Genomic DNA, 25,565 nt, shown 5'->3' with positions numbered 1-25,565 from the left:
ACCGTAATGCACAATAGGAGGCTAAACCATATTCCTACAAATAGGCGTTGTGCAGGTTTTTTTGTCGCGATCGATGTCATTCAATAGATCGCTCTATGTGTTGTTCTAGCAAGTGAATTTCGTTGCGGTCGCCACTGGTTTCTACAACGGTTATGGCATTAACGCCATTGTTTCCTACAATATTGATATGGCTTATATGCTGGCGAAGGGCGTCGCTTTTCGGCGTTAGATGCAGGCGCCAAGTTGCTTCGTCTTTATGTTCATCGATATTGAAAATATCTAAAAGCGCATCGAGATTACCAGAAAAAAGGCCTAAGAATAATTGAGTGAGCAACTCCGCCCCGGTGACTGATTTGGCCTCGCCATCGTCATTAACTAATCGTAGACCTTTGTCGTAAGAGATTTCCAATGTGCTTTCTACCGGGTGGCTAACATGCCATACAAGGCCAATCTCGCGCTGATAGCGGAACTCACCAGCGGAGCGGAGTGGTGTGCTTAGAATGGCAATGTGGCGAGACTGGGTGAATTTGCCGTTAATCCCTTGGATGCTCTTTGCATCGATAGCAAGTTGTTCAATGGCGGCCCCCGCGTTTGCGCCGCAACTTAAGAGGCTTATGGCGAAGAGAAGGACGCGAATCATAGTGTGTCGTCCAGACCAAGCTTTTCAAACAGCACTGGGGGCGAGGCTAGTAGTAGTTCTTTACTTTCAATGCCGACGGCGACCTGAATGGTGTAGCCCTTGGTTAAACGTTGGCCGGATTCATTATCAAATATTTTGTAATCAATCCGAAGGCGGTGTTCCCACTCGGTAATGGTCGCGTTAACTCGTATTTTTTGGCCAAATAAGGCTGGGTTAATGTAGCGAATTCTCATATCGACTACTGGCCAAAAATAACCAGATTCGCTCATTTGTAAATAGTTGTAGTCAACGGTTTCTAATAGCGCACAACGCGCAACTTCAAAGTATTTGGCGTAGTGGCCATGCCAGGCGATTTGCGCTGAATCGACGTCGTGGAAGGGTACGTCAATAATGACATTTGCGCTGTGGGTGACGGTTGCTTTGTTTGACGAGCTCATGGTTGATTGTCCGTGTCATCAGATGGCCAGAATGGGTAAAAGTTAAACCACTGCCAAGGCGCTTGTTTGCAAAAGTGTTCGAGGCGTTGAACGTGTTTTTTCATCAGTGTAGCAAGGATGGTCTCGCGCTGTTTACGGCTGCTGATTTCACCTTTAGATAAAGGCTCAAAATGAATGTGATAGCGGCCATTAAGCTTGATACAGTGCAGCGCAAAGATGGGACATTGCAGTGCAAGAGCCATGGAAAATGGTCCCGTTGGGAATGCCGCTGGCACACCTAAAAAATCGATTAATTGTACGGCGGTAGGATTGTTGATTGGTGTTCTGTCGGCGGCGACTGCGATAAATTCGCCTCTGGATATTTTTTCACTCAAGCGTATTGCCGATCCGATACTTAGGTCGCCTACCTGCATAAGCTCCACTTGCGAGTCGCGGCTATAGCGACGCAGTACTTCATTAAACTTTGCGGTGTGTTGGCTGTGGTGAAGCACTGTCAGCCTCATGCCATCGCGTCCTTCGGAGAGCGCATGACAGATTTCAAAATTGCCAAGGTGGGATGTGAAAATTACGCCACCTTTACCCTGCGCTATCATGTCTGCAATATATTCGCCGCCGTGTATAGTGACATCGCTGCGCTGAATATATCCCATCCATACATTAAATTTGTCTAGCAGGCAGAGGCCAAAGTGCCAGAAATGGAGAAAGCAGTGTTGAACCCGTGGCTTTGGAAAAGCATTGTTAATGTGGTGCATCTTTTCTAAGTACAAATAGGAGGCGTGGCGGGCGTCTCGACGCAATAAAAAGTAAAAGAAAATAACGGGAAATAGAATGCCAGCAAATAACCAGCGGCCGCCAAATTTATAGCAGGCTAGCAGCAGTGAAATCCCTTTTTTGGAACCATACTCTCTAATAGAAAACCAATTTTTTGCTTTGTTCATTTGCCTGCCATCACTAGCTTACGCTGAAGTAGTTTTGGCAGTCGCCACAACATGCCAAAGAAAAGCTTGGCATGCATTTTTGAAATGAGAAGATTGTCTTTTAGCAATCGGAAGTGCGATATACCGTCTTGTGGGTAGCGCACGTCGGTTTCGTGTTGAGCAATACTTAAGCCTGACCAGTACCACATGACGACAAATTCTGAGTCGAATTCCATTCGATCGCCAATTGTTGAGGCAGCTATTAAAGCTGAGCTTTCCTGTATGGGGTAGACCCTAAAGCCACACATGGTGTCTTTAATGCTGGTTGATAGTGTATTTATCCATATCCAGATATGGGTAAGGTAGCGTGCATAATAACGGTGGCGTGGTACTGACTCGTCGTAGGCGGGGTAGCCTAAAATTAACGCGTTTGGTGCCTTATTCGCCGCGCCAATAAAACGCTCGATGTCAGCGAGGTTATGCTGCCCATCCGCGTCTACTTGAATGGCGTGACTAAAACCAAGTTGTTGAGCGGCCGTGATACCAGTTTTGATTGCAGCGCCTTTGCCGCGATTAGTGCTGTGTTCAATTAGAGTGATTTTCTCGTTGCTGCTTATAATCGATTGTATGATTTTTTTGCACGGCTCATTACTGCCATCGTCGACCAAAATTATTGCTAAGCCTTTGGCTAGTATGGTTTTACAAGTGTTGGCGAGTACCAGTGAGTGGTTGTAAACGGGTATTAGCGCACAGGGTGCAAAAAAATTACTCGACACATTAGTCATGACTAGCAAACCCGATACGGCCGCTAGACAGTGCTTGCTCAGCGCCGTTGTAGTAGTTAAATACAAGACGATTTTTGGCGGCGTCCCATATTAGTTCAAGACGAATGGTGTCGCCGGGGCGTATTATTTTCTGAAATTTGATCACTTCTAAACGTTGGAATTTACTCAGTGTAGGAAAATGCTGTCGTGCAAAATGCATGACCCAGCTAAGCTGTACAACCCCAGGAAGGATGGCATTGCCAGGGAAGTGGCCATTAAAGTAAAAGAGTTGATGAGGCACAAACAGTGTGACGTTGGCGCAGGTATCGTCAGGTGTTGTATTGCGTGCGACGAGTTCTGGTAGGCGGGGCTGGCGCTCGCTGAAAAATAGGTTTTCCAGTACTTCGGTATGAACTTTGCCTTGGCTATTCATCGGCATTGTAGATAAATATCTCCAATACCTTGGTCTAGCAATGGTTTCGATATGGTCGCCCAAATGATCGAGTAATACGGCGTTTACGTTATGCCGCCCGGTGTCAGTTAATTGGTCGTTGCCCTCTGGGGTTAGGCATATAACCGCAGCGATTCTTGATTTTCGCTCGCTTAGTAGCATGGTTCGCGCGTCGCGTACCCAGGGGTGCGATATCAGTCGGTCGTTAATACTATTTAGTGATATTCGCTTTGCGCCCACCTTCACTATTTGGTCGTCGCGGCCTTTTAGGTGGAAGTGCTGTGGGTCTAGTTGCTCTCCGATATCTGAAAGTCGTAGCCAAGAGTTGTTGGTGCTACCGGCAGCAGCAGAAAAAATTTCTATGTGCTGACATTCGCTAATTCGCAGTTTGGTATTTGGCAGTAGTTGCCACGCATCACTGATAGTTTGGTGGCGCCGAGCGATAGCCCCAGTCTCGGTGCTACCGTAAATTTCGGTGACCGGTTTTCCAAAATAGTGTTGGCAGCGTTCCGCCGCGTCGGAATTCAAGGGCGCGCCGGCACTGAAAACTGCGACGCATTCATTTGAAATTTTTGCAGTGTTTAAGCTAAGTGGCAGGTTTGCGAGTTGGACTGGGCTGCTCACTAAGGTAAATGAGTTGCTGGGTAAATGTTCCAGCGATTCTAAATAGGGAAGGCGGACATCGGTAAATGGGTTGCCGCGAAGAAAGGGCCAAAGTAGCGCGAATGGCAGACCATACATGTGATGCCTAGATACCGAATTGGCAAAGAGGCTACATGCTGGTATTTGTCCCCAGCATGCTTCAAAACTGGCTATTTCAGCATTAAGTTGGCCAAAAGTTTTTTGACACGGCTGGGCTTGGCCGGTTGAGCCGGAGGTGTAAATAACCAGCGCGGCGTCCGAGCTTGTCGGTGCGTTATGTATTGCTGCTAGCGCAAAATTTTCGGTATCGTCCAGTTCAGATATAGCCGTTGGGCACACAACACTCGCTAAGTGACTGCGGCGTGTACTGGAGGGGATAACGGCAATTTTATTGAGTCGCCAAATGGCGAGTAATACGGCGAGTAACTCGATGCCGCTATTTTGATGAACGGCAATGGACGTTTGTGGTATCCCACCAAGTTGGCTTTCCCATTGTTCGACGCGTGTGGATACTTCGGACCATAATACGGCTTCGGAATCCCGGTAGGCGATGAGTTTGCCGTCGGGGTAGAGCGTGGAAAGATCGCAATATGAGGTGAGGGACTTAAGCGCTGACATGGTTGGCTTTTACTCGTTGGCGTATTAGCCATTCTGCGGCCATTAGTACCGCCATTAATATATAGGAAATCATGCCGTTATATAGTGCCCAAAATTCTCTGCTTTGAGTTAATGTAAACAGCGAAAATAAACCATTACCTAAAAAAAACGCACACCAAACTAGGGTGACTTTGCGCGTATAGCGTACGCCATCCTCCGATAGGTCTGGTTCGGTTTTTCTGGCAATAGATTCGATGATGCTGGGTGGCTTGAGGTAGCTCCACGCAAAGAGGGCAAGCAGTACGGCGTTGACGAGAATGGGGTAAAGAAGAAGTCCAATATCGGAGGCATCGATGAAGGTAATTGCTATTGCAAGCACCGCGGCGCCTGCCCACAGTACTAATACCTTTCTTGGAAAGTTTCCGCCGAGCAAGCGCGCAGCGGCGGTGACGAGCAGTAGGGTAGTCAGCCACCTTGGGTCGAAGAAAGCGAGGCCGACATAAACCATGACCGGGTAAAGAAGAAATAGCAGGCCGAGGGCAATGCGAATGCCGACGTTGTTAGTCATTTTTTAGCAATTCTTCTACCGCATCAACAATATCACCCAGAGTTCTGACAGATTTAAAATCTTCAGGTGCAATTTTCTTTCCGGTGAAGTTTTTTAACTCAACAATGAGATCTACCGCATCGATACTATCAATATCTAGCTCGTCGTAAAGCTCAGCGTCTTCACTTAGTTTTGCAGGGTCGATCTCGAACAGGTCGCTCATAACGCTGACAATATGTTGATATATTTCTGAACGTGAATGCATGGTTTTACCCTTCTATTGTTCTGTTGAGCTCAACCAGTTTGGCAAGTTGGCTGACGCTGGAAAAATAGGTTTTTACATCGTCCGAGTCAGGGTTCAGTTTTATGCCATATTTTTTCTGTAGCGCGACGCCTATTTCGAGTGCGTCGATGGAGTCTAGTCCTAAGCCGTCGTGGAAAAGCGGATCAGTGTCTGAAATGTCATCAATTGATATATCTTCCAAGTCCAAGGCTTGAATCAATAGGGCTTTCAGTTCCTGAATTAGTGACTGGTTGCTCATAAACTGGGTTTTCCTGTGAAAAATACTGTTCTAGGTATTTGGTAAGTTGACGGGCTGCCAGTGTTGCGGGCACATCTAAATATTGAGCTATGTCTATATCGTTATTGACTGTGATCGAAATAACAAACGCGCGCTCAGGGATGTGGTACCACTTATGTTGTTTGCTCAGTGTTGCCGGTGTGCACTGTATCATGACTGGCGTGATATTCATTTCTTTGCGAATAGCGATATTAGCTGCTCCCCGCTGCATTTTTAGAGGCTGCCCTACTGTGCTGCGGGTACCTTCAGGAAATATTACTAAAAGACCGTCAGTGTCGTTCGCAGGGTTTAATAAGCTACTGCTGTCGTCATTGGTGATGTAGCCAGCAAGTGATATAAAGCCACGCATTGCGGGGTTGCTAAGCAGGCGTCCTTTTACGAGGCAGTTGGCGTTCGGGATCAAGGCGACTAGAAATACCACGTCGATTAGGGTGGGGTGATTGGCTAATATAAGTCCATGATTGCGCTTAAGCTTTTCTATGCCGGTAATATCCCAGCGCAATATTCCCAGTCCGCGCATGATGTAAACAAAGCTTTTGAAGGATAGATGTACTAATTTTCGCGCCAGTATCCGTCTTTTGTCAGGAGCAAAAAGGCATAAAACGGGGGTGGCTACAGCTGGAATAATAACGCCGCCAATGCCAAATAAAGCGAAGCTGAGTGCAGTCGCAATCAGGCGCCAGTAGTAGTTGAGTTTGGCTCGCAAGGTCATAGTGTTAATTTTTGGAAATCATCCAGTGCTGATTATTGTGGGGCAAGCTCGCGCTAGTGCTAGTGGAGTTAAGAAACGCACCAAAGCGTAGTGCGGAATAGTTCAAAAACGGCGTGTTATCGTCTGGGATTTGTTTTGACGCGTTGGGAATCATTTCAAGATTCAGGGCGTTACCCTTTGTCACAATAAAGCAGCATGCGAAGGGTTGTTCTACCGCTTCGTGCCTGTCTCGATATATTTCTGGGGTGCTCGTATCGCAAATAATACATAGGACCCTGTCGTTGCCCTCTTCAATAAGGCCGCAGGCTTCTAATAACGCAGGAACTAGCCCGTTGCTTGCCGCAATCGTTGAAATATTGCCTTTTAGGCCTTGATGGATGGATACCACGCCACATATGGCATTGTGGACGGCAAGGCTAAAATTCATCGGTGATACGGGTTGTTCAAGTGCAAGCTCTTGTAAAACAGATAATGTGCGCTCTATGTCGCCGTGGCGGCTAGCGTAAACCAGCGGGATGTCGTCATCTTTAGCGCAATGCTGAAGAATTTCACTTGCGCAGGCTCGCCCCAATAGATTCAGGCGGCGACGGAGCATCGGTGGGATGTTTTGTACATCGGGGCTGTCAGAAAATGTCAGTTGGCTACTGCCTTCTAATCCTTTAATCGGCACGCTGGTCCAGCCAGACCATTCAGAAACTGTAAACGATATAGACATTCCTAGTCCATAATAGTAAATGCGCGGGTTGCTCGTTTCTCACCAGGAGTGAGCGGACAGCAAATTTGTGATTTAGTTCCCAATTCTACCAGATACCAACCCTATAACAAGCGGCAGCACTAAAGAGACTTCAGCATAACGTAACGAGGGCGGCTAAGACGAGGCTAAAATCAACGCAAAAGCCGATAGCGCCAAGGATGGCGTGTATTAGGGGAATGCAGAGTAATTGCCGGGTTAACTTGAGTAAATGCGCATTTTAAGCTGATTTTTAATGCTGTATTGGCGAGGGCAGTAGTTATGTTGAGGTCTCAAAGAATCAATTGGCATTGCCATAGTTAGACTTCCTGAGAGTACATGACTAATATATCTAGGCTTTTCAGCGTCTTCTAATTGATATTTTTTCATTGTTTAGGAATTTACTATATGAAACGGATAATTCTTTCAGTGCTGGTGATCTTCACCGTTGCTATGAATACAGCTTATGCCGCAGACAGGCAGCACAAGTTGTCGATATCAGAGGCCATGCAGTCAGTTGATTTTAAATCACGATTGAATCCTGATTTTAAATTTTACTTTGGCAAGCAATCCTATCCGACCCCTGCCGCTACAATGGGTGAAAGGATTACAAACAAGAAAACTAATGCGTTTAACAAATCAGACCGTCAAGCCTGTGAGTGGGTTTTATTGTCTGCTTTGCTAGCACTTCAAAATAGCGCTATCGCTGCAGGCGGCAACGCAGTTGTGAATGTTGAGAGTTTTTATAAGCGCAATGAGTTTTCCAGCGAAACTGAATACGAATGTCATACTGGTACATTCATATCTGGTGTTGCGCTAAAGGGTGAGATTGTTCGTTTGCCTTAATTTGTGCCGATGGGCGGCAAATTTTGCTTACTATGCTGGCGGCTTGTCGTCGGCATAGTATATTATTTCCATAGAAAGCCTCGATTCTGGTCGTTTCTGACCACAGTGAAAAAACAACGTAAATAACGTAGAATCCTGCCTCCGCCGCGGCAGTGTTTGTGTCGCGTCCATTATTTAAGCCAGAAGACCCTCACAGATGTCGAATTCGCCTTTAAAGCAGGAAATCGCCAAGCGTAGAACGTTCGCGATTATCTCTCACCCCGATGCCGGTAAAACCACGATTACTGAAAAATTGATTCTGCTGGGGCAGTTGATACAGGTGGCGGGTACGGTTAAAGGTAAGAAAAACGATCGCGCGGCAACCTCGGACTGGATGAGCCTAGAAAAGGAACGCGGTATATCTGTTACTTCCTCGGTAATGCAGTTTCCCTATAAAAACCGGATCGTGAACTTGTTGGATACCCCGGGACACGAGGATTTCTCTGAGGACACTTACCGCACGCTGACGGCGGTGGACTCGGCACTGATGATTATCGACGGAGCCAAGGGTGTCGAAGATCGGACTATCAAGTTAATGAATGTGTGTCGCCTGCGGGATACTCCGATTCTTAGCTTTATTAACAAGATGGATAGAGATATTCGCGACCCTATTGAGCTACTTGATGAGGTAGAGAGCGTCTTAGGTATTGCTGCCGCGCCAATCAACTGGCCTATTGGCATGGGCCGAGATTTTAAGGGTGTTTATAATTTATACACTGATGTCATTCACGTATTTCAGCCGGGTAAGGGCTCGGTGATTGCCGAAGATATTCAGATTCAAGGTTTAGAAAGCGATGAGGCTAAGGCCTTATTGGATGACGAGTACGAAAATTATTTAGACGAGATTGAGTTAGTGCGTGGTGCCAGCCATGAATTCAATTGTGACGAGTATTTGAGCGGCAAAATGACGCCGGTGTATTTTGGTACTGCGCTGTCAAATTTTGGTGTTCGCGAAATGTTGGATGGTTTTGTCGAGTGGGCGCCGGCGCCGTTGAATAGGGCGACGGCTCAGCGCGAAGTAGATGCGAAGGAAGACGCGTTTGCGGGATTCATTTTTAAAATTCAAGCCAATATGGACCCTAAGCACCGCGACCGTATTGCCTTTATGCGGGTGTGCTCGGGTACCTATCGCAAGGGTATGAAAATGCGCCATGTGCGGATTGGCAAAGACATTAAAATTGCTGATGCTGTGAGTTTTCTTGCCGGTGATAGAGAGCTACTGGACGAGGCGGTGTCGGGCGATATTATTGGTTTGCATAATCACGGTACTATCCAGATCGGGGATACCTTTACTGAAGGTGAAGACCTAAAATTTACTGGTATTCCGCATTTTGCACCGGAGCTGTTTCGCCGGATTCGCTTGCGTGATCCTTTAAAATCAAAGCAATTGCAGAAGGGCTTACAACAGCTTTCTGAAGAAGGCTCTACGCAAGTATTTATGCCACAGCGCAATAGTGACCTTGTTGTTGGTGCGGTAGGAACCCTGCAGTTTGACGTGGTCGCTTATCGTTTAAAAGACGAATACAAGGTAGAAGCCCTGTACGAGCCTGTTAATGTATATACCGCGCGCTGGGTAGACTGTGATGATCCTAAGAAGTTTGAAGAATTCAAACGCAAATGCGCTGAGAACTTGGCGGTGGACGGCGGCGGGCATTTAACTTACCTGGCTCCGACCCGCGTTAACTTGTCGCTAACGGAGGAACGTCATCCTGACGTACGCTTCAGGGCGACCCGCGAGCATTAAGCGGTAAAGCTGACTCCAAGCTGAACATGACCGTGATTAGTTAAAAAAGTTGCGGTGAAAATTACGTGATTGAGTACTTGTCACAGAAGAATGCTTCCCTACAATGGGTAGCACATAACAGGCACGACAATTCAAACGGGGAATAAAACATCATGAAAATTAAAGACATCGTAATTGCAGCTACTTTAGTTGGTTTAAGTGGCAGTGTCATGGCTGCTGAGGGCAGTTTTTTAAGCCGTTTAGGCTTGGGTGGTGATGACTCTAAGTCAGAAGCAAAAGCTGAAGCTAATGTGAGTGTTGACACCAACATCGACGAGAAAGCCGCGGGTGCCAAAGCAAATGCTGAAGCGAAACGCGAGTCCATGAAAGCCGATATGGATGAGAAAAAAGCAGAAGCAAAAGCTAAGCGCGAAGAGATGAAGGCAAAAGCAGAAGCGGAAAAGGCTGAGCGTAAAGCCGCTAAAGCTGAGCGTGATGCAAAAGCGAAAGCTGACGCAGAAGCTCGTGCTGAAGAGCGTGCAGCTGCTAAGGCTGAAACAAAAGCTAAAATCGAAGAGAAAAAATCGGCATTGCGTAGCCTGACTAATATCAAGGTTAATGCAAATGTTGAAGCGGGTGCAGAAGCTCAGTAAAACTGAGGTTTGCAACGCTAACGGAAAGGGCCTTATCGGCCCTTTTTTATTGCCTGCTTGAAGCACTTACCCGACAATACCGGCATTGTTTAAGAGTGCTTGGATTTGTGAATACCCCCAGTAAGCCCATCCGTCTGGATCGCTATTTGGCCAGCGTGACCGACTATTCCCGCAGCGACGCAAAAAAACTGATCAAATCAGGCGATATTGCCGTTGATGGTCGTGCGGTAACAGACCCCTCGCAGCTAATTCCCGCCACGGCAGACGTTACCCTTATGGGGGCGACCTTGCGGACTATAGGGCCGCGTTATTTAATGCTAAATAAGCCGCAGGGCTATGTTTGTGCGGCACGCGATCGTCGGCATTCGACGGTGCTTGATCTAATGGATGAAGATAATCCAGAGCGTTTGCACGTGGCAGGGCGGCTAGATATTGATACCACAGGGCTCGTGTTGCTGACTGACGACGGTAATTGGTCACATGCTATTACCTCACCTCAGCGCAAATGTTGGAAAACCTATTATGTAGAAACGGCAGAGCCGATTGCTGAGCGTTGTATTGAGCATTTTGCTCGGGGAGTGTTTTTAAAAGATGATAAGGCGCGAACCCTGCCCGCTGAGCTCAGCATTATCGATGATTGTCGTGCAAGGCTGAAAATCTGTGAGGGGCGCTACCACCAAGTGAAACGCATGTTTGGTGCTGAGGGTAATGCAGTGACCCGCTTGCACCGCGAAGTGATTGGCGAGATCAGCCTAGATAGTAGCTTGGCTGAGGGGGAGTATCGCGCCTTAAGCGCCGACGAAATTGCAAGTGTCGGTCATTAACTCAAAAACTATCACGGGTTTGATAATCCAAGAGTCGAAGTATGCAATGGGTGCTTTGTTGAACATTGCCAAGTAGGAATAAAAGAACTATGCCTAAATCACGAGTTGGTGCCAGTGCGGGAGAGGGAGCTGCGACAGATACCGCCTTAACTGCACTGTATCGGCAGTTTTCATCGTTGGTGTCGCCGGTGTGGTGGTTCGCCGACGAACATATAGCGGATATGCCGCTCCCCCATGCACAACCAGATTGGCAAAGTTTCACGAATCGCTGTGACATTGCGGATCAGCTACGCGACGGCGGCTTTAGTGTAGAGCTGGGGGATTTTGACATTCCCGTCAACGCCGTGCAGCCAAGCACGGTGTGTTACCGCGTCTCTAAAGAAAAAGCCATTGTGCATTACCTCATTAATCAGGCTCTGCAAGCCCTGCCAATAGGGGGCAGTTTGCTACTCACTGGCCATAAAAATGATGGCCTACATAATTACGCAAAGAAGGCCGCCGCGCTGCTAGGCACTAACGCCGATATTAAAAAGCAGGACGGTGGCGCCTACCTCGCAACAATTATTAAACAGCAGGAACCCAGTAGCTTGCTGGACGATAGCCAATACACGCTGATTCGAGAGATTGCCCAAGCTCCGCAATTATTTAGCAAACCGGGCGTGTTTGGCTGGCAAAAACAAGATCGCGGAAGTGCACTACTTATTGAACATCTGCCCATCTTTTTAAACATGTTTGAAACTCAGCCAAGCCGCGTTGCGGACTTAGGTTGTGGTTATGGATATATCTCGGTGATGGCGGCACAGCAGCTAGCTGATGCGGAGTGGTTGCTAACCGACAATAATGCCAGTGCGATATTGGCAGCGCGCAAGAACTGCGACGTACACGGCTTAAATGCAGAGTTAGTATTGACAGATTGCGCTGCTGGTATGCAAGGCCCTGTTGATGCGGTTTTATGCAACCCACCATTCCATCAAGGCTTTGCGGTGGCGGGATCGCTGACCGATCGATTTCTGGCAGCAGCCCACCGCCTACTAGCTAAAAAGGGACGGGCGCTGTTTGTGGTGAATCAATTTATTCCCCTTGAGCGTAAAGCCCAAGGCCTGTTTCAGGCCTGTGAACTGCTGTGTGAGCAGGACGGATTTAAGATCGTATGTTTACAGAAATAATCCTAGCCTTAGCTACTTGTAGGTATTTGTGTGGTCTGCGCGGGCGTATTTTGCTGAGGTACTTGATCATCTGGCGCGACGGGGTTGAGGATTTCATCAGGTAGTTCCTCTACCGTCGGAATATCATCAATATCGCCGTCGCAGGCACTGCCGGCATAAATGGCGCGTTTGAGTAAGCCCTGTGCTAAGAGCGATAAGCCACCCGTGTAAATAGCGGCGCCGGTAGACAGTCCTGAGGTAAACATTCCCGCTGGATCAGCGACTATCTTGGGTTTGCTGAAGGTTCCTCCAAGCCTGACTAGGCCAGCCGCTGCACCAACATTAATTCCTACACCGGTCCGGGCAATGGGTGATACGCCGAGTAGAAATTCTTCGTTACCGATATCGATATTACCTGTGCCGATAATTTTGGTTTGTTCGGTTTCGAGCGCGATACCATCTTTACTGATAAATTTGCCCTCACTTCCCTTAAAATGCACCGCAACACATTCAATATCGGTACGGGATTTTTTTTCGGAAAAAGGATTGAGTTTATCGATGGTTTCACTGAGCACGTCAGAGCCAATGAGATTTAGCGCGTTGCCCTGTGCGACTAAATCAGTAATTTTTATATCTAATGTTGCATTCATATTGGCGGCAAATTGATGGGGGCTTAGGCCTTTACTGTCGGCGTCAAAACGAATACGCCCTGTGCCTTGGTTGATCCCCGCCGCCTTGTCTAGGCCGAGCTTGCCGTAGTCGTCAGCATCGACGCTGAATTTTATATCCAGCTCAGGGATGGCTTTGGCGGTATCTAATGTGAGGGCGATTTTGGCTTCACCGCCGTCAAAATTGACGGTTGTGTCTTTGAGTTTAAGCAAGCCATTTTTTACGGTTGGTTTGAATTTCGCTTTGTTAATGCGGTTGTAGCCGGTGTCGATGTCTTCAAGCTGAATTTGTAATTCAGCGTTAACGGACTTTAGTGAGTCAAAGGCGATGGGCTCGTCACTGATGAGCTTTTTCTTGGAGGATTTGGCGGGCTTAGGTTTTTCTTCCGTTTGCGATGCATCGGCAGGCGGGTTGAGGAAGGCTAAATCAATTTTACGCAGCGATAGTGTGCCCTTCAAATTCGATATGTCGTCTGGGGTATTAGCGGGAGTGAAATTAAGATCTAAGTCCGTACTTTGTTCTCCGAGACGGCTACTACCCTTTACGGCGTAGCTGTCTGCTGTGGTTTTTATCGCCACGTTAATTGCGAGAGGGCCGGCCTCTTGCCAGGGAAGCAGCGCTAGTTTCCAGACGGCCTGACTCTTTTCTGCATCGGCTTTAAGGTCAAATTCTGTACCTGCGATCCCGTTTAAATTAACCGTGCCAGAAGCTTCGGCGCTAATGCCTTGCTGCTTGGCTGTGATTGAAACCTTGGCGTCGCTGCCACTGGTGTTTTCAGCGAGGGGCTCTAGGTTAATATCTGTGGAGAAATCCGTAATTTCACGTTTGCTTGCCAGCTCAATAATTTGGGTGGCGCTTAATGTGAGTTTGATTGGTTTTTTAACGGTGATATCCGACTTCAGGCCATTTAGCTCCCAGCCCATAACGCTAAGTTTTTTAATGTCGAGATTGATTTGTACGTTGGTGTCATGTAGCCAAGCCCAGTCTATGGGGGCTTCGTCTTTGCTCACTATTGCAGTGTTACTCGCGTTTGTTGTCTTGCTTGTATCGTTTGCTTCGGAATCGCTTGCTACAGGTAATAGACTGTCGATATCTAAATTGGCTGAGCGTAGGCTTGCCTTAACCGCGGAGGTCTCGGCGTCGATATTAATGTCGCCTTTAATTTTGCTGTCGTTGAGTTCAAGAACGATGTCGCTTAGTTCGTAATTCGGGGTGATAGCAATATTTGTAGAAAGCTTTGTGATTGGCAGTTTTGGAAGATCGGTATTCGCAAGTTTGCCAAGGGCGTCGGCTCTGCGTAGATCGAGGTTTAAGGATAGCGTACTGCCGGCTAAGTTAGGGCTAAGATACAGCTTGCCTTTACTTTTGATATCTACGTCTTTGTGGTGAAGTGATAGGTCGTAACCGAGTATGCCTTGCTGCGGGTCAAATAGCGTGATCGCGCTGTGTAACTCGATATGCTGCTCAAGATAGTCGAGGCCAATAAAAATGTCGCCATTGCCGGCTTCGATTCGCTCTGCCCTTAACTCCGGCAGATAAATTTGGCTCTCGTTATCTTTTTTATCGCGCCAGTTCAAGGTAACTTCACTAATAGCGATGCGGTTGAAGTTAAAGTCGCCGGGGAGCAGTGGCCCCTTGTCTATCTCTTCTGGTGTCGGCATTTCTTCGTTAGATTTTAGTTTGCTGCTAATCCAGTTCAGTTCGCCGGCGTCATTCTGCGCAACATTAATTACTAATTTTTTAGCACGTAATTCCCAGAATGCTTGATGGCTGAAGGGGCTTTCCGTTAAGGCGATGGTGATATCGCCTAGGGCGAGGAGTTCTGGCTGTGGCCACTCAGGATTGTTAAGCCGCAGACCGCTTATTTCAAAACGCAGTGGATTAAGGTGCGATTGGATGTCTGAGATTTCTATATCTAAACCGGCAAAGCGTTGGGCGCCACTGTCTATCAATCCGCGTAGCAAATGCGGCTGCATAAGGGCAATGCCGACCACTAGTACAATAATGCCGATAATTAGGCTTAGGCCTAGTAGAAATTTTTTGATCACAATGAATACTCTTTTCCGGCTCCGTATTACTACGGCGCTAGGATGTTACGCGAATACCGCTTTAATTTTAGTATTACGGCAAACGGCGGATTGCAGATGTTGTCGTGCAGATGACGAATGGTCTTAGATTAACATTGCTAAGCTAGAGATGGTACCGCTTGTAGCGCGGTAGAAGGGCATTTGAGGGTGATGGTATAGGGTATGATACCGCGGGAATGTGGCGGATTTTATAGAGGAAAACAATGATGATGTTTGCTGGAGTACTGCGTGAAGTGGCCTGAAAATTTACAGCGCGGAAGATTGTTAAAACGCTATAAGCGCTTTTTGGCCGATGTAGTGTTGGATAGCGGCGAGGAAATTACGGTGCATTGCCCTAACACTGGCGCCATGACCGGTTGCGCCGTAGCAAATAGCCGAGTGTGGCTGCTGAATAGCCACAATGAGAAGCGTAAATATACCTATACATGGGAGCTGGTGGAAAGTGAACTCGGTGGGATGATTTGTATTCATTCGGCCCGCGCGAATAGCTTAGTGAATGAGGCTTTGGCATCGTCGCGAATAGCGCCCTTGGCAAACTATGCGAAGGTCCATTCTGAGAAGAAGTTACCTTCGGGCAGTCGGATAGATTTCTTTTTGGCAGATAGCCTCGACGATACGCGCGATTGTTATGTAGAAGTTAAGTCTGTGACTCTGCATTGCGGAGATGGTATCGGCGCTTTTCCTGACGCTGTCAGCGTACGGGCGCTAAAGCACATAGATGAATTAATGCAATTGAAGCGAGAGGGGGCGAGGGTGGTTTTATTGTTTGCGGTGCTTCACGAGGACATTAACTGTGTTCGACCGGCATTCGAGATCGACCCACGATACGCGCTGGCCTTAAAAAATGCGGTAAATGAAGGCTTGGAAGTACTTGCATACAAGGCGCAGATTAGCGATAAGGAACTGGTGTTAGCTGATCAGGTTTCAGTGATGTTATGAGTTAGCTTTCCTTGGCGATTACGTTCGGCTGGTATTCCTCGGTGAGCACAATATAACCGTTTTCTATTTTGCAGGCGATTTTTTCTAGGGCTTTACCGTGGCAGGGACCGGCAATACATTGTCCAGATTCAATAATGAATAGTGCACCGTGGGTTGCGCACTGAATGAGGGCGTCGTCGTAATCGAGGAATTGATCTTCCTGCCAGTTCAGTTCAATCCCAAGATGAGGGCAGCTGTTTTGGTAAACAAAAACTTTTCCTCGCGCACGCACGGCAAAGAGTGATTTGTCCGGAAATTTAAAGCCCTTAGAGCCGGGCTCGGGGATGTCGTCGATGGGGCAAAGTGTGTGCATAAAATCTATGTATTTAACGGTGGTTGTGGTGTTGTTGGTTCTAGTATGCGGTCATCACCTTCGCTCATGAACGCGTGGCGAATTGCGGGAAGCATACGATCAACGGCATCGCGACCCTCGACAATCGCCTCGGCGGCGCTGCTGAATTCCAATAGACCAATATGACCAAGGCGGGGCCACAGCATAATGTCTGCGGGTTCGCCCGCGAGTCGGCTGCGAGTAATGCGATCCTGCATAATATTGATGGCACTCATCATCACGCTCATGGTGCTTGGCGGTTCGGGCTTTTTCTCGGCGTTGTTATTGCGGAAGTTACTAGTCGCCTCTTTGATGGAGTTTGCGAAGCGGCTAAAGGCAGCGCCTAAAAAGGGGTCGTCTTCGGCTTCTTCCGGTAGTAACTCCTCATCTTCAGACTCCTCTTCTTCGATGGTCTCTTCATTTGCAGGTGCCTTAGCATCCGTTAGCACTTTTTGGCGCCCCACTAAGTCGCTATTGAGATCAACGCCGATAATGATGTCGGCACCAAGGGCGCGGCATACGGAAACTGGGACAGGGTTCACCAGGCCACCATCTACCAACCAAGAGTTACCGAAGGCAACTGGCGTAAGAATGCCGGGAATTCCCATCGATGCGCGAACTGCGTCCCATAGTGGGCCGCGTTGCAGCCATACTTCGCGACCACGCATTAGGTCGGTGGCGACGGCGGCAAAGGGCATATTTAAATCTTCGATATTGGGGTTGCCGTACTCATTTATAAAAAACTCGATCAGGCGTGTCGCATGGGCAACGCCTCCCGTTGCCGTAAGGCTAACGCTCATATAGTGCAGTACCTGGGTGGTACTGAGTGATTGTATCCAATCGGTGAAGTGTTCCAATTTACCGGTGAGATAGCAGCCAGCGATAACTGAGCCAATAGAGGTGCCGCAGATTATGTCCGGTTGAATACCTAATTCGCCAAGACGCTGAATAACACCAATATGAGCCATGCCTCGCGCTGAGCCACTGCCTAGCGCCAAGGCGATTTTCTTGTTACCTAGTGTAGCGTCTTCCACCTTGCATCACTCCGGAATTTCAACATAGATCAATTGTCGGTAGTATGATGCCACGACTGGTGACAACTCAACCGCAGGAATAATTTGTACCTAAAAAATGTTAAATCCTAATCGCTACAATATCAGCAGAGATTTACTGCTGGGCCGTGATGAGTCGGTGATGAGCTTGTTGGACGGCGTGCCAGTTCATCAGGAGATTGTCGCCCCTTTAACTGCGCTTAAGACATCTGCGGCCAACGCGGGATTTGATCTTAGGGTGGTGAGTGGTTTTCGCAGTTTTGACCGCCAGCTAGCGATTTGGAATGCCAAGGCAGCGGGGCAGCGCCAGCTTTTAGATGATGCGGGGCAGTTATTAGATTGGGCTAGTTTATCTGAGCCCGAATTAATAACTGCAATATTACGTTGGTCGGCGTTACCCGGCGCCTCTCGTCATCACTGGGGGAGCGATGTTGATGTTTATGACGCCGCCGCGGTGTCAGCAGATTATCATGTGCAGTTGACCCCTGAGGAGGTGACTGATGCGGGGGTATTTGGTCCCATGCATAAATGGCTTGATGGTGAGTTTGCAGCGGGGCGCGGCGAAGGGTTTTTTAGGCCTTATAATGTTGATCGCGGCGGCATCGCACCGGAACGCTGGCATTTAAGTTACGCACCCTTGGCGGCTGAATGCGATGTTGTGATGCAGGCCGAGTTACTTTATGAGGCGTTACAGCAGCAGTCGGATCTACGGTTAAGGGATATCGTTTTAAAAGAATTGCCTAATATTTATCAGCGCTATATCGCAGTGCCGACTAGTTGCTATCCGCCGGTTCATGCGCAAGCCCTAAACGGTCGGGAGCCGTTATGAGTTTATCTGTAAGCGAACTTTGGTCAGCAATGACCACCGAAGCCCGCGAGTACGGCCGCAATGAGCCGGTGTTGGCAAGTTTTTATCACGCTAGTATTTTAAATCACACGAGTTTTGCTGATGCTTTAAGTTTTCACATCGCCGCTAAGCTAGATTGTGATTCAGTACCGGCAATGTTGATCAGAGATGTGTTTAATGAAGCGTTTGCCAGCGATGAAAGCATAGTGAATTCGGCAGCACGGGATATTTGCGCCCATTTTGAGCGTGATCCCGCCTGTGACCACTATGGTATGCCGTTTTTGTACTTTAAGGGTTTTCAGGCAATTCAAGCATATAGAATCGCCCATTGGCTGTGGCTACAAGGCCGTGAATCACTGGCCTTGTTTTTGCAGAATCGCATTGCCAGTGTGTTCGATGTAGATATTCATCCCGCCGCGGTTATTGGCAGTGGTGTTATGGTAGATCACGCTACCGGCTTAGTTATTGGCGAAACGGCGGTGGTTGGCAATAATGTATCTATGTTGCACTCGGTGACCTTGGGTGGTTGTGGAAGTGGATTGGGCGCGCGTCATCCGCGTATTTGCGACGGTGTATTGATCAGCGCGGGTGCGAAAATTCTTGGCCCCATCACAGTTGGTGATGGGGCGAAAATTGCTGCTGGTAGCGTGGTGTTAAGTGATGTTGCTGCGCATTCTACAGTGGCGGGTGTTCCGGCGAAGCAAGTCGGTGCCTTATCTGCGGAACTTCCGGCGTTGAATATGGATCAATACATCAGTGACGAAAGTTAGCGCAGCTAGGTCGTTGCGTCAGATTTATTGTGTTACATATGTTATATTGTGAGCTATAGTGGCAGAACAGCAAAAGCGAGGTTAGTGTGAGCGTTAAACTACTGGATAACAAAGCATTCTATGGCTACAGAGTGCGCCGTACCGTGGCGGGCAAGTTGTATCAGGAGTATTTCTCGCTGAAGACCGGAGGCACGCGCCTTGACGGTAAACAGAAGAATGACATTGAGAAAGAAGCGCTGGCCCGCGATGCGGTGTTAGAAGCTGAGCAGCAACGTTATTTAGATGAAACCAAAGAGGATCGGTGTTTTAAAAGCGACGGCACGGTGCGTGGAATCAGTTATTTATTGAAGACCGAAAAAAGCGGAAATCTAACGCCAATTTTTCAAGTTGGTGTGGCTTCAAAGGTTGAAAATAAAACCGTGTGCACTAGTTTCTCTCTGAATGCCCATGGTAGCGATGATGCATGGAATCGTGCAGTGGATGCGTATGCAAAGCATAAGTCGATTCGCAAAAATACTAAATTATACCAGCGCTTATTAAAGGCAATGCCAAACGTTTCATAGGTGTTGTGGCTGGATTAATTGCACGAACTACAGCTGTTGAGAACAAATGACGGGGTCTGAATAGGCTCCGCTTTTTTATGTCTGGAAAATAATGAGGCGGTATTGCTAAGGGGAGGGGACGGAGTCGCTAATGTGACTCCGTCGTGACGGCTTAGCCTTTGTAAGCTGCAGCTGCCTTTATGATTTCTGCTTTGGCTTCTTCGCTGCCAGCCCAGCCATCAATTTTAACCCATTTGCCTTTTTCTAGATCTTTGTAATTCTCAAAGAAATGCTCAATTTGCTGAATCAGCAATGGCGGCAGGTCAGACGGCTCTTTAACGTCTTTGTATAAAACGCTCAATTTGTCGTGTGGAACTGCTAGCAATTTAGCGTCTTTACCTGCTTCATCGCTCATGTTCAGAATGCCGATTGGGCGTGCGCGGATCACTGAGCCTGGTACTACTGGGTATGGCGTTACAACAAGTACATCCAGTGCATCGCCGTCTTCAGACAGGGTGTTTGGAATGTAGCCATAGTTGGCTGGGTAGAACATGGGCGTTGCCATGAAGCGGTCTACCATCAACGCGTCGAATTCTTTTTCAATTTCGTACTTGATTGGGCTGCTGTTAGCGGGAATTTCGATGGCAACATAAATGTCGTTTGGTAGGTCTTTACCGGCTGGAATTTGGTTGTAGCTCATTGTGGGCTTCCATTTCAGATTGCGTTTGAGGTTGATAAATCTGCGCAGATTATAAACTGTGTAGAGGTGGATTACCAAAGGCTGGCGATAGTCAATCTTGCGTGGATAAAGTGGAGCGGTTCCAATTAAAGACGCCGTGTGATGACATGACCTAGCTGCAAAGTTTGTTTAATCGAACGGTTAAACAAACTACAATAGCGCTCCGTGTTCGACCTGTTTCCCCTAAGTGAGGTGTGTTGTGATCACGTTTGATTTTAGCCAGAAAGTGGTGCTGGTCACTGGTGGTAGTCAAGGAATTGGCTACGCCATCGCACGAGGTTTTGCTGAGGCGGGTGCTGAGGTTCACATTACTGGCACGCGGGCTAGTGCTGCAGACTATGAGGCCGATTTATCTGAGTTTATCTATTATCAATTAGATTTGGCTGATGAGGTTGGCCGTGGGCGACTTGCTGATTCTTTTTCAGTGCTAGATATATTGGTAAATAATGCAGGCCGCGCAGAGGTGGGCGAGTACGATTACCGGACTTATCTGGCGACCATCGAGGTGAATTTAAACAGTGTAGTCGACCTATGTTATCGGTTTTATCAGCGGCTTTGTGACAGTCAGGGCGCCATTATAAATGTAGGTTCAAGTGCGAGTTTTATCGCTCTGCGAGATTACCCAGCTTATACAGCGAGCTAGTCTGGTTTATTGGGTTTTACGCGGGCGATTGCCGATAAGTGGGTGCGCCGCGGAGTGCGGGTAAATTTAGTGGCGCCTGGCTTTATCGATACTAAAATTATCGACTGGGCAAAGAGCGATAAAGCAACGCAGGCCGAGGTTTTACGCTCTATACCTGCTGGGCGGTGGGGGGCTCCAGACGAAGTCGCTAAGACGGTGATGTTTTTAGCATCTCCTGAGGTTGCCTATATTACTGGCCAAAGCATTGTGGTTGATGGTGGTTTGATGTTGCGCTAGGTGCTACGGCGTTGCTAACTTCTCGGTCTCTTTTTCAATGCAAAGGGTTTTGAGAATGGTGTCGGCGACAAAATTAATATATTTATCGCGTAACTCTGGCGTGAGTTCGGTGTTCCCGGTAACGATTTTGCGGGAGTGGCGGGCGTAAAAAATATAGTCACAGGCGCCGATGACCGAATAATAAAACATCATTGGATCAATCTTGTGGAAAATGCCCGCTTGTAGGCCTTCTTCGAGAATTTTGGTTTGAGATTCAAGCAGCGGCTTTACAAAAAAGTTCACCATTTCTTCGGCAACAATGGGGTCTTTACTGTCCATCAGGGTGTGAATGAGGCGGTTCAGATAGGGGTATTTGGCATAGGTTTTAACCACGCCGGCAACATGTAGGCGCACTTTTTGTGCGGGCGATACATGCATCGCCAGTAGCTGATCGAGCAGACCAAGTGTTGACGCCGCATCTCGCGCAACCAGTGCGAGTAGTAGACCTTCTTTATTGCCGAAATGGTATTTGATTAAGGCTGAATTGAGGCCTGACGCTTCTGCAATATCACTGAGTGAGATGTCGATCGCGTTGCGCTCAGTCAGTATTGTGCTGGCGGCGATGAGAAGCTGATCTTTGGAATTATTTTTTTTCTTCGTAGTAGGTTTGTGTTTGGGCTTGTTATCAGCAGCGGTCATGTCGGCCTGTTTTTCCAATATAAATGGCGATGATGGTCGAATATTATAGTGACTTATGCGAATCCTAGCATATATTTAATTGATCGCTTAGTTTTTGTTGGGAGGATGCATCTGAGGATGGTGAAAGATTGAGCGGGGAGGGGGTGTTTGTAGTATTGGATGGAGGGATTGAATAGGGCTATTGAAAGCCCTATTCAAGTGCTGGTAATTAGTACTGAGATTCAGGCATGGCAATAATAATGCCGTCCATTTCGTCAGTAATAATTACTTGGCAGCTTAGGCGGCTAGTCTCTTGCGGCTCTAGTACGCAGTCGAGCATGTCTGTTTCTGTGCTGTCTGGCTCACCGGCTTTAGCAACCCAAGCAGGATCAATATAGCAATGGCAAGTGGCACAGCTGCAGCAGCCGCCACATTCACCAAGAATACCGTCGATACCGTTGTCAACCGCAGCTTGCATAATACTGGTGCCAACTTCCGCGTGAACTTCTTGCGTGCTGCCATCGTGAGATTTGTAAATGATTAAAGGCATGGTATGTTTTCTCGTACTTAGAATTAGTTGAATACGTCTTTGATTTCAATAGACTCGTCGGCTAGCTTCAGTGGATCAGCAATTTGGCCGCTTGTGAGGGCGCGTTTACTCATCATGAATTCTTTTGGCCGGTTAATCGCATCTACTGCAATAAAGCGACCTTCACTGAAATAAAATGCAGCAAAACTACGGCCTTGCTCACTGTCACCACGGATAATGACTTGGTCAAAACCCTGTGAGAGTCCAGCAATTTGAAGTTTTAGGTCGTATTGATCTGACCAGAACCATGGAAGGGCATTATACGCTTCAGGTTTACCACAGATGCTCTTGGCCGCTATTTTAGCCTGATCGGTAGCGTTTTGTACTGATTCTAATCTCAGTTTGCGATCATATATGGGATTGTAATGGTTGGTGCAGTCGCCTGCTGCCACAATGTCTGGATCGTTGGTGGTAGCAAATTCGTTAACGGCGATACCGTTGTCGATGGTGATGCCGGCTGCTTCTGCTAGCTCGATGTTGGGGATGACGCCGACCCCAATAATGACTAAGTCAGCGGGAACGGTTGTGCCATCGGCAAGGCGAACGCCTTCTACGTGCTTTTCACCAACAATGGCATCGACGCCCGCTTCAGTGCGAATATCAACACCTTCTTCGGTGTGTACACGGGTATAAAAAGCCGAAACTTCAGGTGCAGTAACACGCTGCAATACCCGTGACATGGCCTCTATTACTGTGACCTTCATGCCAATTTTACGCAGTGAGGCGGCGGTTTCTAAGCCGATATAGCCGCCACCAATAATAACCGCCGACTTGCCTGGGGCGGTGAATTTGTGGGTTTGCTTCACATCGTTTAGGTCGCGCATATAGAACACACCGGCAAGTTCACTGCCAGTGAAAGGAATTTTACGAACCCGTGCGCCGGTGGTAAGGGCGAGCTTGGTGTAGGAAATTTCAGCGCCGTCTTCTAGGGTGATCTGCTTGGCGTCGCGGTCAATTTTTGTAACGCGCGAACCCAAAAGTAGGTCAACCTTATTCTTTTCATAGAAATCAGCTGCGCGAATCAGTAGTTCATCTTCTGACTTCTCGCCGACAAAAAAGGCCTTTGACAGCGGTGGACGGTGGTAGGGCAGATTTGGCTCGTCGCCGATTAGCGAAATTTTGCCTTCCCAGCCCTCTTGGCGGAGGCTGGATACTAGCTGGGCCGCTGCGTGACTGGCTCCAATAATAATACAGTGTTCACTCATAAGTAATTTCCAGGAGGCTCTTGTTCAGTTTCATGTTGTCTTGCGGGCTGCCGTAAGACTCATGGATTATGTTTTATAGGTACTAAGTTATAGGTACTAAGTTATAAGTACTTTGGTTCGTCCCACCACGGGTAAAAATCTGGCATGTCTTTCGACACTTGATTCTTAAATTCCGGAGGACGCTTCTCTATGAATGATACAACACCTTCGGCGGCATCGCTGCTGCGACCTCGGCTAAGTATTACCCTGCTGTCTAGCTTGTGGGCATCCATAGGGTGGTTCATGTCCAGCCCTCGCCACAACATTTGTCTGATCAGGGCCACAGAAACCGGAGCCGTATTGTCTACGATTTCGCGTGCAATTGCATAGGCTTCGGGAAGTAATTCTTGCTCAGAACACACTTTTCTGATCAATCCACTGTCTTTGATTTCGGAAATTGGGTAAACACGGCCACTAAAGCACCATTCCAGTGCGCGAGATATGCCCACAATACGGGGTAGAAAGAAGGAGGACGCGGCTTCTGGCGCAATGCCGCGGCGAGCAAAAACAAAGCCGACCTTGGCGTTTTCACTGGCGAGTCGAATATCCATCGCTAGAGTCATCGTAATACCAACGCCGACCGCAGGGCCGTTTATGGCGGCAATAATCGGTTTTAAACAGCGATAAAGTCGCAGCGTCACAAGGCCGCCGATATCTCGAACGGACTCGTCGCTGTAATCTAAAGTGTCGCCGGCGCGCACGGCAGATTCACCATCGCCTTCGCCATTAAAGGTATCTTTGCCGGATGATAAGTCAGCTCCGGCGCAGAAGGCGCGGCCAGCGCCGGTAATCACCACGGCTTTGACGTTGTCGTCTTCGTCGATGTGATCTAGTACTGCGATCAGATCGTCGGCCATCGCGGGGGTGAAGGCATTGAGTTTGTCTGGGCGGTTAATGGTGATCGTCGCAATGCCGTCTTCAAGTTTATAAAGTAGATATTGGAAGTTCATCAAAGACCGTCCTGATATGGTGGTTATTTATTGACCGGTGAATTTGGCTGCGCGCTTTTCCACAAAGGCGGCAACACCCTCGTCAAAATCGGCGGTCTGTCCCGCTACTTTCTGCAATTCACGTTCGGTTTGTAAGCTGGTTTCCCAATTTGAGTCGACTGCGGTCCAAACCGCTTTGCGGATTAGGCTTAGTGCAACGGTTGGGCCCATGGCAAGGGCGAGCGCTATTTTAAAGGCTTCTTCTTCCAATACCTCATCAGCAACAACGCGATTAACCAATGCCCAGTCCAAGGCCTTTTCGGCACTGAGGCGGTCGCCCGTTAGCATTAATTCCATAGTGCGGGCGCGACCGATTGTGCGGCTAAGTAAGTGGGTGGCACCGCCGTCGGGAACGAGGCCGATTTTTGAGAAAATCTGAATAAACGTGGCGTTTTCGCTGGCGACAATCATGTCGCCAGCAAGTGCAAGTGAGGCGCCAAAACCAGCCGCGCTACCGCGAACAGCGGTAATCCAAGGGATGGGTAGGTTTTTGAGTTTGATCATAATGGGATTCAAGTATTTTTCTAGAATCAAACCAATATCGCGTTGGCTGCGATCAGCCGACATAGGCGTTAGTGGATTGTTAGGATTTAGCGAAGCACCTGAGCAAAATCCGCGACCTGCGCCGGAAAGTATCATTGCGCGCGCATTGTCAGCGATGTAATCAATTGCCTCGGTGATCTCGCCCACCATAATCGGTGTCAGCGCATTGAGGGTCTCTGGCACGTTGAGGGTGAGAATGCCGACGGATTCGCGAATCTCAACGGTAATTTCTTGGAAGTTCATCTTTTATCATCCTTTGTGGCAGCGTCTGTCGAGAAGTGCCGCGCTGTGCACAGCGTGGTTTACTCGCAGGAGCTGAGAGTTAAGTCGCCCGTATTTTGCATGCCTTAGATGCGATGTG

At 48.1% G+C, this 25,565-nt stretch carries 28 protein-coding genes and 1 pseudogene; 10 read left to right on the top strand and 19 right to left on the bottom strand.

Translation table 11 applies throughout. From position 1 onward, the window contains the following. Window positions 1-76: 76 nt before the first annotated feature. The 10 genes from GVJ32_RS07685 to GVJ32_RS07640 are packed head-to-tail and all read right to left on the bottom strand — an operon-like array spanning window position 77 to window position 7,003. Window positions 77-640 (bottom strand): outer membrane lipoprotein carrier protein LolA, encoded by a 564-nt coding sequence (locus GVJ32_RS07685; protein ID WP_159239476.1) that lies wholly within the window; start codon window positions 638-640, stop codon window positions 77-79. Beyond that, window positions 637-1,077, bottom strand: coding sequence for an acyl-CoA thioesterase (locus GVJ32_RS07680; protein ID WP_159239475.1), 441 nt, complete (start codon window positions 1,075-1,077; stop codon window positions 637-639). The genes GVJ32_RS07685 and GVJ32_RS07680 overlap by 4 nt, the downstream gene beginning before the upstream one ends. After that, a complete protein-coding gene (locus tag GVJ32_RS07675; RefSeq protein ID WP_159239474.1) occupies window positions 1,074-2,015 on the bottom strand; it encodes an LpxL/LpxP family acyltransferase in 942 nt (313 codons plus the stop codon). Before GVJ32_RS07675 ends, GVJ32_RS07680 begins: the two co-directional genes overlap by 4 nt. Then, window positions 2,012-2,779 carry a glycosyltransferase family 2 protein gene (locus tag GVJ32_RS07670; RefSeq protein WP_159239473.1) on the bottom strand — a complete coding sequence of 256 codons (768 nt, stop codon included), beginning with the start codon at window positions 2,777-2,779 and terminating at the stop codon, window positions 2,012-2,014. Before GVJ32_RS07670 ends, GVJ32_RS07675 begins: the two co-directional genes overlap by 4 nt. Continuing rightward, a complete protein-coding gene (locus GVJ32_RS07665; RefSeq protein WP_159239472.1) occupies window positions 2,772-4,469 on the bottom strand; it encodes an AMP-binding protein in 1,698 nt (565 codons plus the stop codon). The genes GVJ32_RS07670 and GVJ32_RS07665 overlap by 8 nt, the downstream gene beginning before the upstream one ends. After that, window positions 4,456-5,016 (bottom strand): hypothetical protein, encoded by a 561-nt coding sequence (locus GVJ32_RS07660; protein WP_159239471.1) that lies wholly within the window; start codon window positions 5,014-5,016, stop codon window positions 4,456-4,458. The genes GVJ32_RS07665 and GVJ32_RS07660 overlap by 14 nt, the downstream gene beginning before the upstream one ends. Beyond that, window positions 5,009-5,260, bottom strand: a complete 252-nt coding sequence (locus tag GVJ32_RS07655; RefSeq protein WP_159239470.1) for an acyl carrier protein — start codon at window positions 5,258-5,260, stop codon at window positions 5,009-5,011. Before GVJ32_RS07655 ends, GVJ32_RS07660 begins: the two co-directional genes overlap by 8 nt. Before the next feature lie 4 nt (window positions 5,261-5,264). Next, complete coding sequence (locus GVJ32_RS07650) at window positions 5,265-5,537, bottom strand: phosphopantetheine-binding protein (RefSeq protein WP_159239469.1); 273 nt, start codon at window positions 5,535-5,537, stop codon at window positions 5,265-5,267. Next, a complete protein-coding gene (locus GVJ32_RS07645) occupies window positions 5,461-6,288 on the bottom strand; it encodes a lysophospholipid acyltransferase family protein (protein WP_159239468.1) in 828 nt (275 codons plus the stop codon). Before GVJ32_RS07645 ends, GVJ32_RS07650 begins: the two co-directional genes overlap by 77 nt. Before the next feature lie 4 nt (window positions 6,289-6,292). Next, window positions 6,293-7,003, bottom strand: a complete 711-nt coding sequence (locus GVJ32_RS07640; RefSeq protein WP_159239467.1) for a beta-ketoacyl synthase chain length factor — start codon at window positions 7,001-7,003, stop codon at window positions 6,293-6,295. 423 nt (window positions 7,004-7,426) lie between these two features. Here GVJ32_RS07640 and GVJ32_RS07635 point away from each other — a divergent pair, with 423 nt between their 5' ends. The 5 genes from GVJ32_RS07635 (at window position 7,427) to GVJ32_RS07615 (ending at window position 12,269) form a co-directional block, all read left to right on the top strand. Beyond that, window positions 7,427-7,864: an excinuclease ATPase subunit gene (locus GVJ32_RS07635; protein WP_159239466.1), complete on the top strand. Its 438-nt coding sequence runs from the start codon at window positions 7,427-7,429 to the stop codon at window positions 7,862-7,864. Window positions 7,865-8,060: 196 nt separating this feature from the next. Then, window positions 8,061-9,647: a peptide chain release factor 3 gene (locus GVJ32_RS07630; protein WP_159239465.1), complete on the top strand. Its 1,587-nt coding sequence runs from the start codon at window positions 8,061-8,063 to the stop codon at window positions 9,645-9,647. Window positions 9,648-9,799: 152 nt separating this feature from the next. Continuing rightward, the gene (locus GVJ32_RS07625; protein ID WP_159239464.1) at window positions 9,800-10,279 is read left to right on the top strand and encodes a hypothetical protein; all 480 of its coding nucleotides are present in this window, start codon (window positions 9,800-9,802) and stop codon (window positions 10,277-10,279) included. A gap of 128 nt (window positions 10,280-10,407) precedes the next feature. Further along, window positions 10,408-11,103, top strand: coding sequence for a 16S rRNA pseudouridine(516) synthase RsuA (rsuA, locus tag GVJ32_RS07620; RefSeq protein ID WP_159239831.1), 696 nt, complete (start codon window positions 10,408-10,410; stop codon window positions 11,101-11,103). An 89-nt stretch (window positions 11,104-11,192) separates the two neighbouring features. After that, on the top strand, window positions 11,193-12,269 hold the full coding sequence (locus tag GVJ32_RS07615) for a methyltransferase (RefSeq protein WP_159239463.1): 1,077 nt from the start codon (window positions 11,193-11,195) through the stop codon (window positions 12,267-12,269). 8 nt (window positions 12,270-12,277) lie between these two features. Here GVJ32_RS07615 and GVJ32_RS07610 read toward each other — a convergent pair whose 3' ends face one another. Continuing rightward, window positions 12,278-14,965: an AsmA family protein gene (locus tag GVJ32_RS07610; protein WP_159239462.1), complete on the bottom strand. Its 2,688-nt coding sequence runs from the start codon at window positions 14,963-14,965 to the stop codon at window positions 12,278-12,280. 267 nt (window positions 14,966-15,232) lie between these two features. On the opposite strand from GVJ32_RS07610, the gene sfsA reads away from it, so the two are divergent. Next, window positions 15,233-15,943, top strand: coding sequence for a DNA/RNA nuclease SfsA (sfsA, locus tag GVJ32_RS07605; protein ID WP_159239461.1), 711 nt, complete (start codon window positions 15,233-15,235; stop codon window positions 15,941-15,943). 1 nt (window position 15,944) lies between these two features. Here the strand turns inward: sfsA and GVJ32_RS07600 are convergent, their stop codons facing one another. Together GVJ32_RS07600 and GVJ32_RS07595 are read right to left on the bottom strand one after the other, a co-directional pair. Further along, entirely contained in the window at window positions 15,945-16,295 is a 351-nt protein-coding gene (locus tag GVJ32_RS07600) for a Rieske (2Fe-2S) protein (protein ID WP_159239460.1), read from the bottom strand. 5 nt (window positions 16,296-16,300) lie between these two features. Beyond that, window positions 16,301-17,347 (bottom strand): patatin-like phospholipase family protein, encoded by a 1,047-nt coding sequence (locus GVJ32_RS07595; RefSeq protein ID WP_200841370.1) that lies wholly within the window; start codon window positions 17,345-17,347, stop codon window positions 16,301-16,303. Window positions 17,348-17,444: 97 nt separating this feature from the next. Here GVJ32_RS07595 and GVJ32_RS07590 point away from each other — a divergent pair, with 97 nt between their 5' ends. The 3 genes from GVJ32_RS07590 to GVJ32_RS07580 all read left to right on the top strand — a co-directional run bounded on the left by GVJ32_RS07590 (window position 17,445) and on the right by GVJ32_RS07580 (window position 19,545). Next, window positions 17,445-18,194: a M15 family metallopeptidase gene (locus tag GVJ32_RS07590; RefSeq protein ID WP_159239459.1), complete on the top strand. Its 750-nt coding sequence runs from the start codon at window positions 17,445-17,447 to the stop codon at window positions 18,192-18,194. Beyond that, window positions 18,191-18,982: a serine O-acetyltransferase gene (gene cysE, locus GVJ32_RS07585; protein ID WP_159239458.1), complete on the top strand. Its 792-nt coding sequence runs from the start codon at window positions 18,191-18,193 to the stop codon at window positions 18,980-18,982. The genes GVJ32_RS07590 and cysE overlap by 4 nt, the downstream gene beginning before the upstream one ends. 86 nt (window positions 18,983-19,068) lie before the next feature. Beyond that, window positions 19,069-19,545 carry a hypothetical protein gene (locus GVJ32_RS07580; RefSeq protein ID WP_159239457.1) on the top strand — a complete coding sequence of 159 codons (477 nt, stop codon included), beginning with the start codon at window positions 19,069-19,071 and terminating at the stop codon, window positions 19,543-19,545. Window positions 19,546-19,696: 151 nt separating this feature from the next. Here the strand turns inward: GVJ32_RS07580 and ppa are convergent, their stop codons facing one another. Then, a complete protein-coding gene (gene ppa / locus GVJ32_RS07575; protein ID WP_159239456.1) occupies window positions 19,697-20,224 on the bottom strand; it encodes an inorganic diphosphatase in 528 nt (175 codons plus the stop codon). Between the two features lie 226 nt (window positions 20,225-20,450). On the opposite strand from ppa, the pseudogene GVJ32_RS18340 reads away from it, so the two are divergent. Continuing rightward, window positions 20,451-21,182, top strand: a pseudogene (locus tag GVJ32_RS18340) (SDR family NAD(P)-dependent oxidoreductase). A 3-nt stretch (window positions 21,183-21,185) separates the two neighbouring features. Here GVJ32_RS18340 and GVJ32_RS07565 read toward each other — a convergent pair. From GVJ32_RS07565 to GVJ32_RS07545, 5 genes are all read right to left on the bottom strand, one after another. After that, entirely contained in the window at window positions 21,186-21,860 is a 675-nt protein-coding gene (locus tag GVJ32_RS07565) for a TetR family transcriptional regulator (protein WP_159239455.1), read from the bottom strand. 208 nt (window positions 21,861-22,068) lie between these two features. Continuing rightward, on the bottom strand, window positions 22,069-22,389 hold the full coding sequence (locus GVJ32_RS07560; RefSeq protein WP_159239454.1) for a 2Fe-2S iron-sulfur cluster-binding protein: 321 nt from the start codon (window positions 22,387-22,389) through the stop codon (window positions 22,069-22,071). Between the two features lie 23 nt (window positions 22,390-22,412). Further along, a complete protein-coding gene (locus tag GVJ32_RS07555; protein WP_159239453.1) occupies window positions 22,413-23,633 on the bottom strand; it encodes an NAD(P)/FAD-dependent oxidoreductase in 1,221 nt (406 codons plus the stop codon). Between the two features lie 101 nt (window positions 23,634-23,734). Next, window positions 23,735-24,622 (bottom strand): crotonase/enoyl-CoA hydratase family protein, encoded by an 888-nt coding sequence (locus GVJ32_RS07550; protein ID WP_159239452.1) that lies wholly within the window; start codon window positions 24,620-24,622, stop codon window positions 23,735-23,737. Window positions 24,623-24,649: 27 nt separating this feature from the next. Then, window positions 24,650-25,447, bottom strand: a complete 798-nt coding sequence (locus GVJ32_RS07545; protein ID WP_159239451.1) for an enoyl-CoA hydratase-related protein — start codon at window positions 25,445-25,447, stop codon at window positions 24,650-24,652. Window positions 25,448-25,565 lie beyond the last annotated feature (118 nt).

Origin of the sequence: Zhongshania aliphaticivorans (assembly GCF_902705855.1) — a bacterium.
Lineage (GTDB): Bacteria > Pseudomonadota > Gammaproteobacteria > Pseudomonadales > Spongiibacteraceae > Spongiibacter > Spongiibacter aliphaticivorans_B.
This window is presented reverse-complemented; position numbering and strand designations above follow the sequence as displayed.

Excerpts from the sequence above, each read along its gene's own strand:
- GVJ32_RS07645 (WP_159239468.1), bottom strand. The coding sequence starts at position 6,288 with ATGACCTTGCGAGCCAAACTCAACTACTACTGGCGCCTGATTGCGACT.
- ppa (WP_159239456.1), bottom strand. The coding sequence starts at position 20,224 with ATGAGCTACAACCAAATTCCAGCCGGTAAAGACCTACCAAACGACATT.
- GVJ32_RS07615 (WP_159239463.1), top strand. The coding sequence starts at position 11,193 with ATGCCTAAATCACGAGTTGGTGCCAGTGCGGGAGAGGGAGCTGCGACA.
- GVJ32_RS07625 (WP_159239464.1), top strand. The coding sequence starts at position 9,800 with ATGAAAATTAAAGACATCGTAATTGCAGCTACTTTAGTTGGTTTAAGT.
- GVJ32_RS07555 (WP_159239453.1), bottom strand. The coding sequence starts at position 23,633 with ATGAGTGAACACTGTATTATTATTGGAGCCAGTCACGCAGCGGCCCAG.
- cysE (WP_159239458.1), top strand. The coding sequence starts at position 18,191 with ATGAGTTTATCTGTAAGCGAACTTTGGTCAGCAATGACCACCGAAGCC.
- GVJ32_RS07670 (WP_159239473.1), bottom strand. The coding sequence starts at position 2,779 with ATGACTAATGTGTCGAGTAATTTTTTTGCACCCTGTGCGCTAATACCC.
- GVJ32_RS07640 (WP_159239467.1), bottom strand. The coding sequence starts at position 7,003 with ATGTCTATATCGTTTACAGTTTCTGAATGGTCTGGCTGGACCAGCGTG.
- GVJ32_RS07545 (WP_159239451.1), bottom strand. The coding sequence starts at position 25,447 with ATGAACTTCCAAGAAATTACCGTTGAGATTCGCGAATCCGTCGGCATT.
- GVJ32_RS07650 (WP_159239469.1), bottom strand. The coding sequence starts at position 5,537 with ATGAGCAACCAGTCACTAATTCAGGAACTGAAAGCCCTATTGATTCAA.
- GVJ32_RS07655 (WP_159239470.1), bottom strand. The coding sequence starts at position 5,260 with ATGCATTCACGTTCAGAAATATATCAACATATTGTCAGCGTTATGAGC.
- GVJ32_RS07660 (WP_159239471.1), bottom strand. The coding sequence starts at position 5,016 with ATGACTAACAACGTCGGCATTCGCATTGCCCTCGGCCTGCTATTTCTT.
- GVJ32_RS07565 (WP_159239455.1), bottom strand. The coding sequence starts at position 21,860 with ATGACCGCTGCTGATAACAAGCCCAAACACAAACCTACTACGAAGAAA.
- GVJ32_RS07685 (WP_159239476.1), bottom strand. The coding sequence starts at position 640 with ATGATTCGCGTCCTTCTCTTCGCCATAAGCCTCTTAAGTTGCGGCGCA.
- GVJ32_RS07665 (WP_159239472.1), bottom strand. The coding sequence starts at position 4,469 with ATGTCAGCGCTTAAGTCCCTCACCTCATATTGCGATCTTTCCACGCTC.
- GVJ32_RS07675 (WP_159239474.1), bottom strand. The coding sequence starts at position 2,015 with ATGAACAAAGCAAAAAATTGGTTTTCTATTAGAGAGTATGGTTCCAAA.
- GVJ32_RS07600 (WP_159239460.1), bottom strand. The coding sequence starts at position 16,295 with ATGCACACACTTTGCCCCATCGACGACATCCCCGAGCCCGGCTCTAAG.
- GVJ32_RS07560 (WP_159239454.1), bottom strand. The coding sequence starts at position 22,389 with ATGCCTTTAATCATTTACAAATCTCACGATGGCAGCACGCAAGAAGTT.
- GVJ32_RS07630 (WP_159239465.1), top strand. The coding sequence starts at position 8,061 with ATGTCGAATTCGCCTTTAAAGCAGGAAATCGCCAAGCGTAGAACGTTC.
- GVJ32_RS07590 (WP_159239459.1), top strand. The coding sequence starts at position 17,445 with ATGTTAAATCCTAATCGCTACAATATCAGCAGAGATTTACTGCTGGGC.
- GVJ32_RS07635 (WP_159239466.1), top strand. The coding sequence starts at position 7,427 with ATGAAACGGATAATTCTTTCAGTGCTGGTGATCTTCACCGTTGCTATG.
- GVJ32_RS07680 (WP_159239475.1), bottom strand. The coding sequence starts at position 1,077 with ATGAGCTCGTCAAACAAAGCAACCGTCACCCACAGCGCAAATGTCATT.
- GVJ32_RS07550 (WP_159239452.1), bottom strand. The coding sequence starts at position 24,622 with ATGAACTTCCAATATCTACTTTATAAACTTGAAGACGGCATTGCGACG.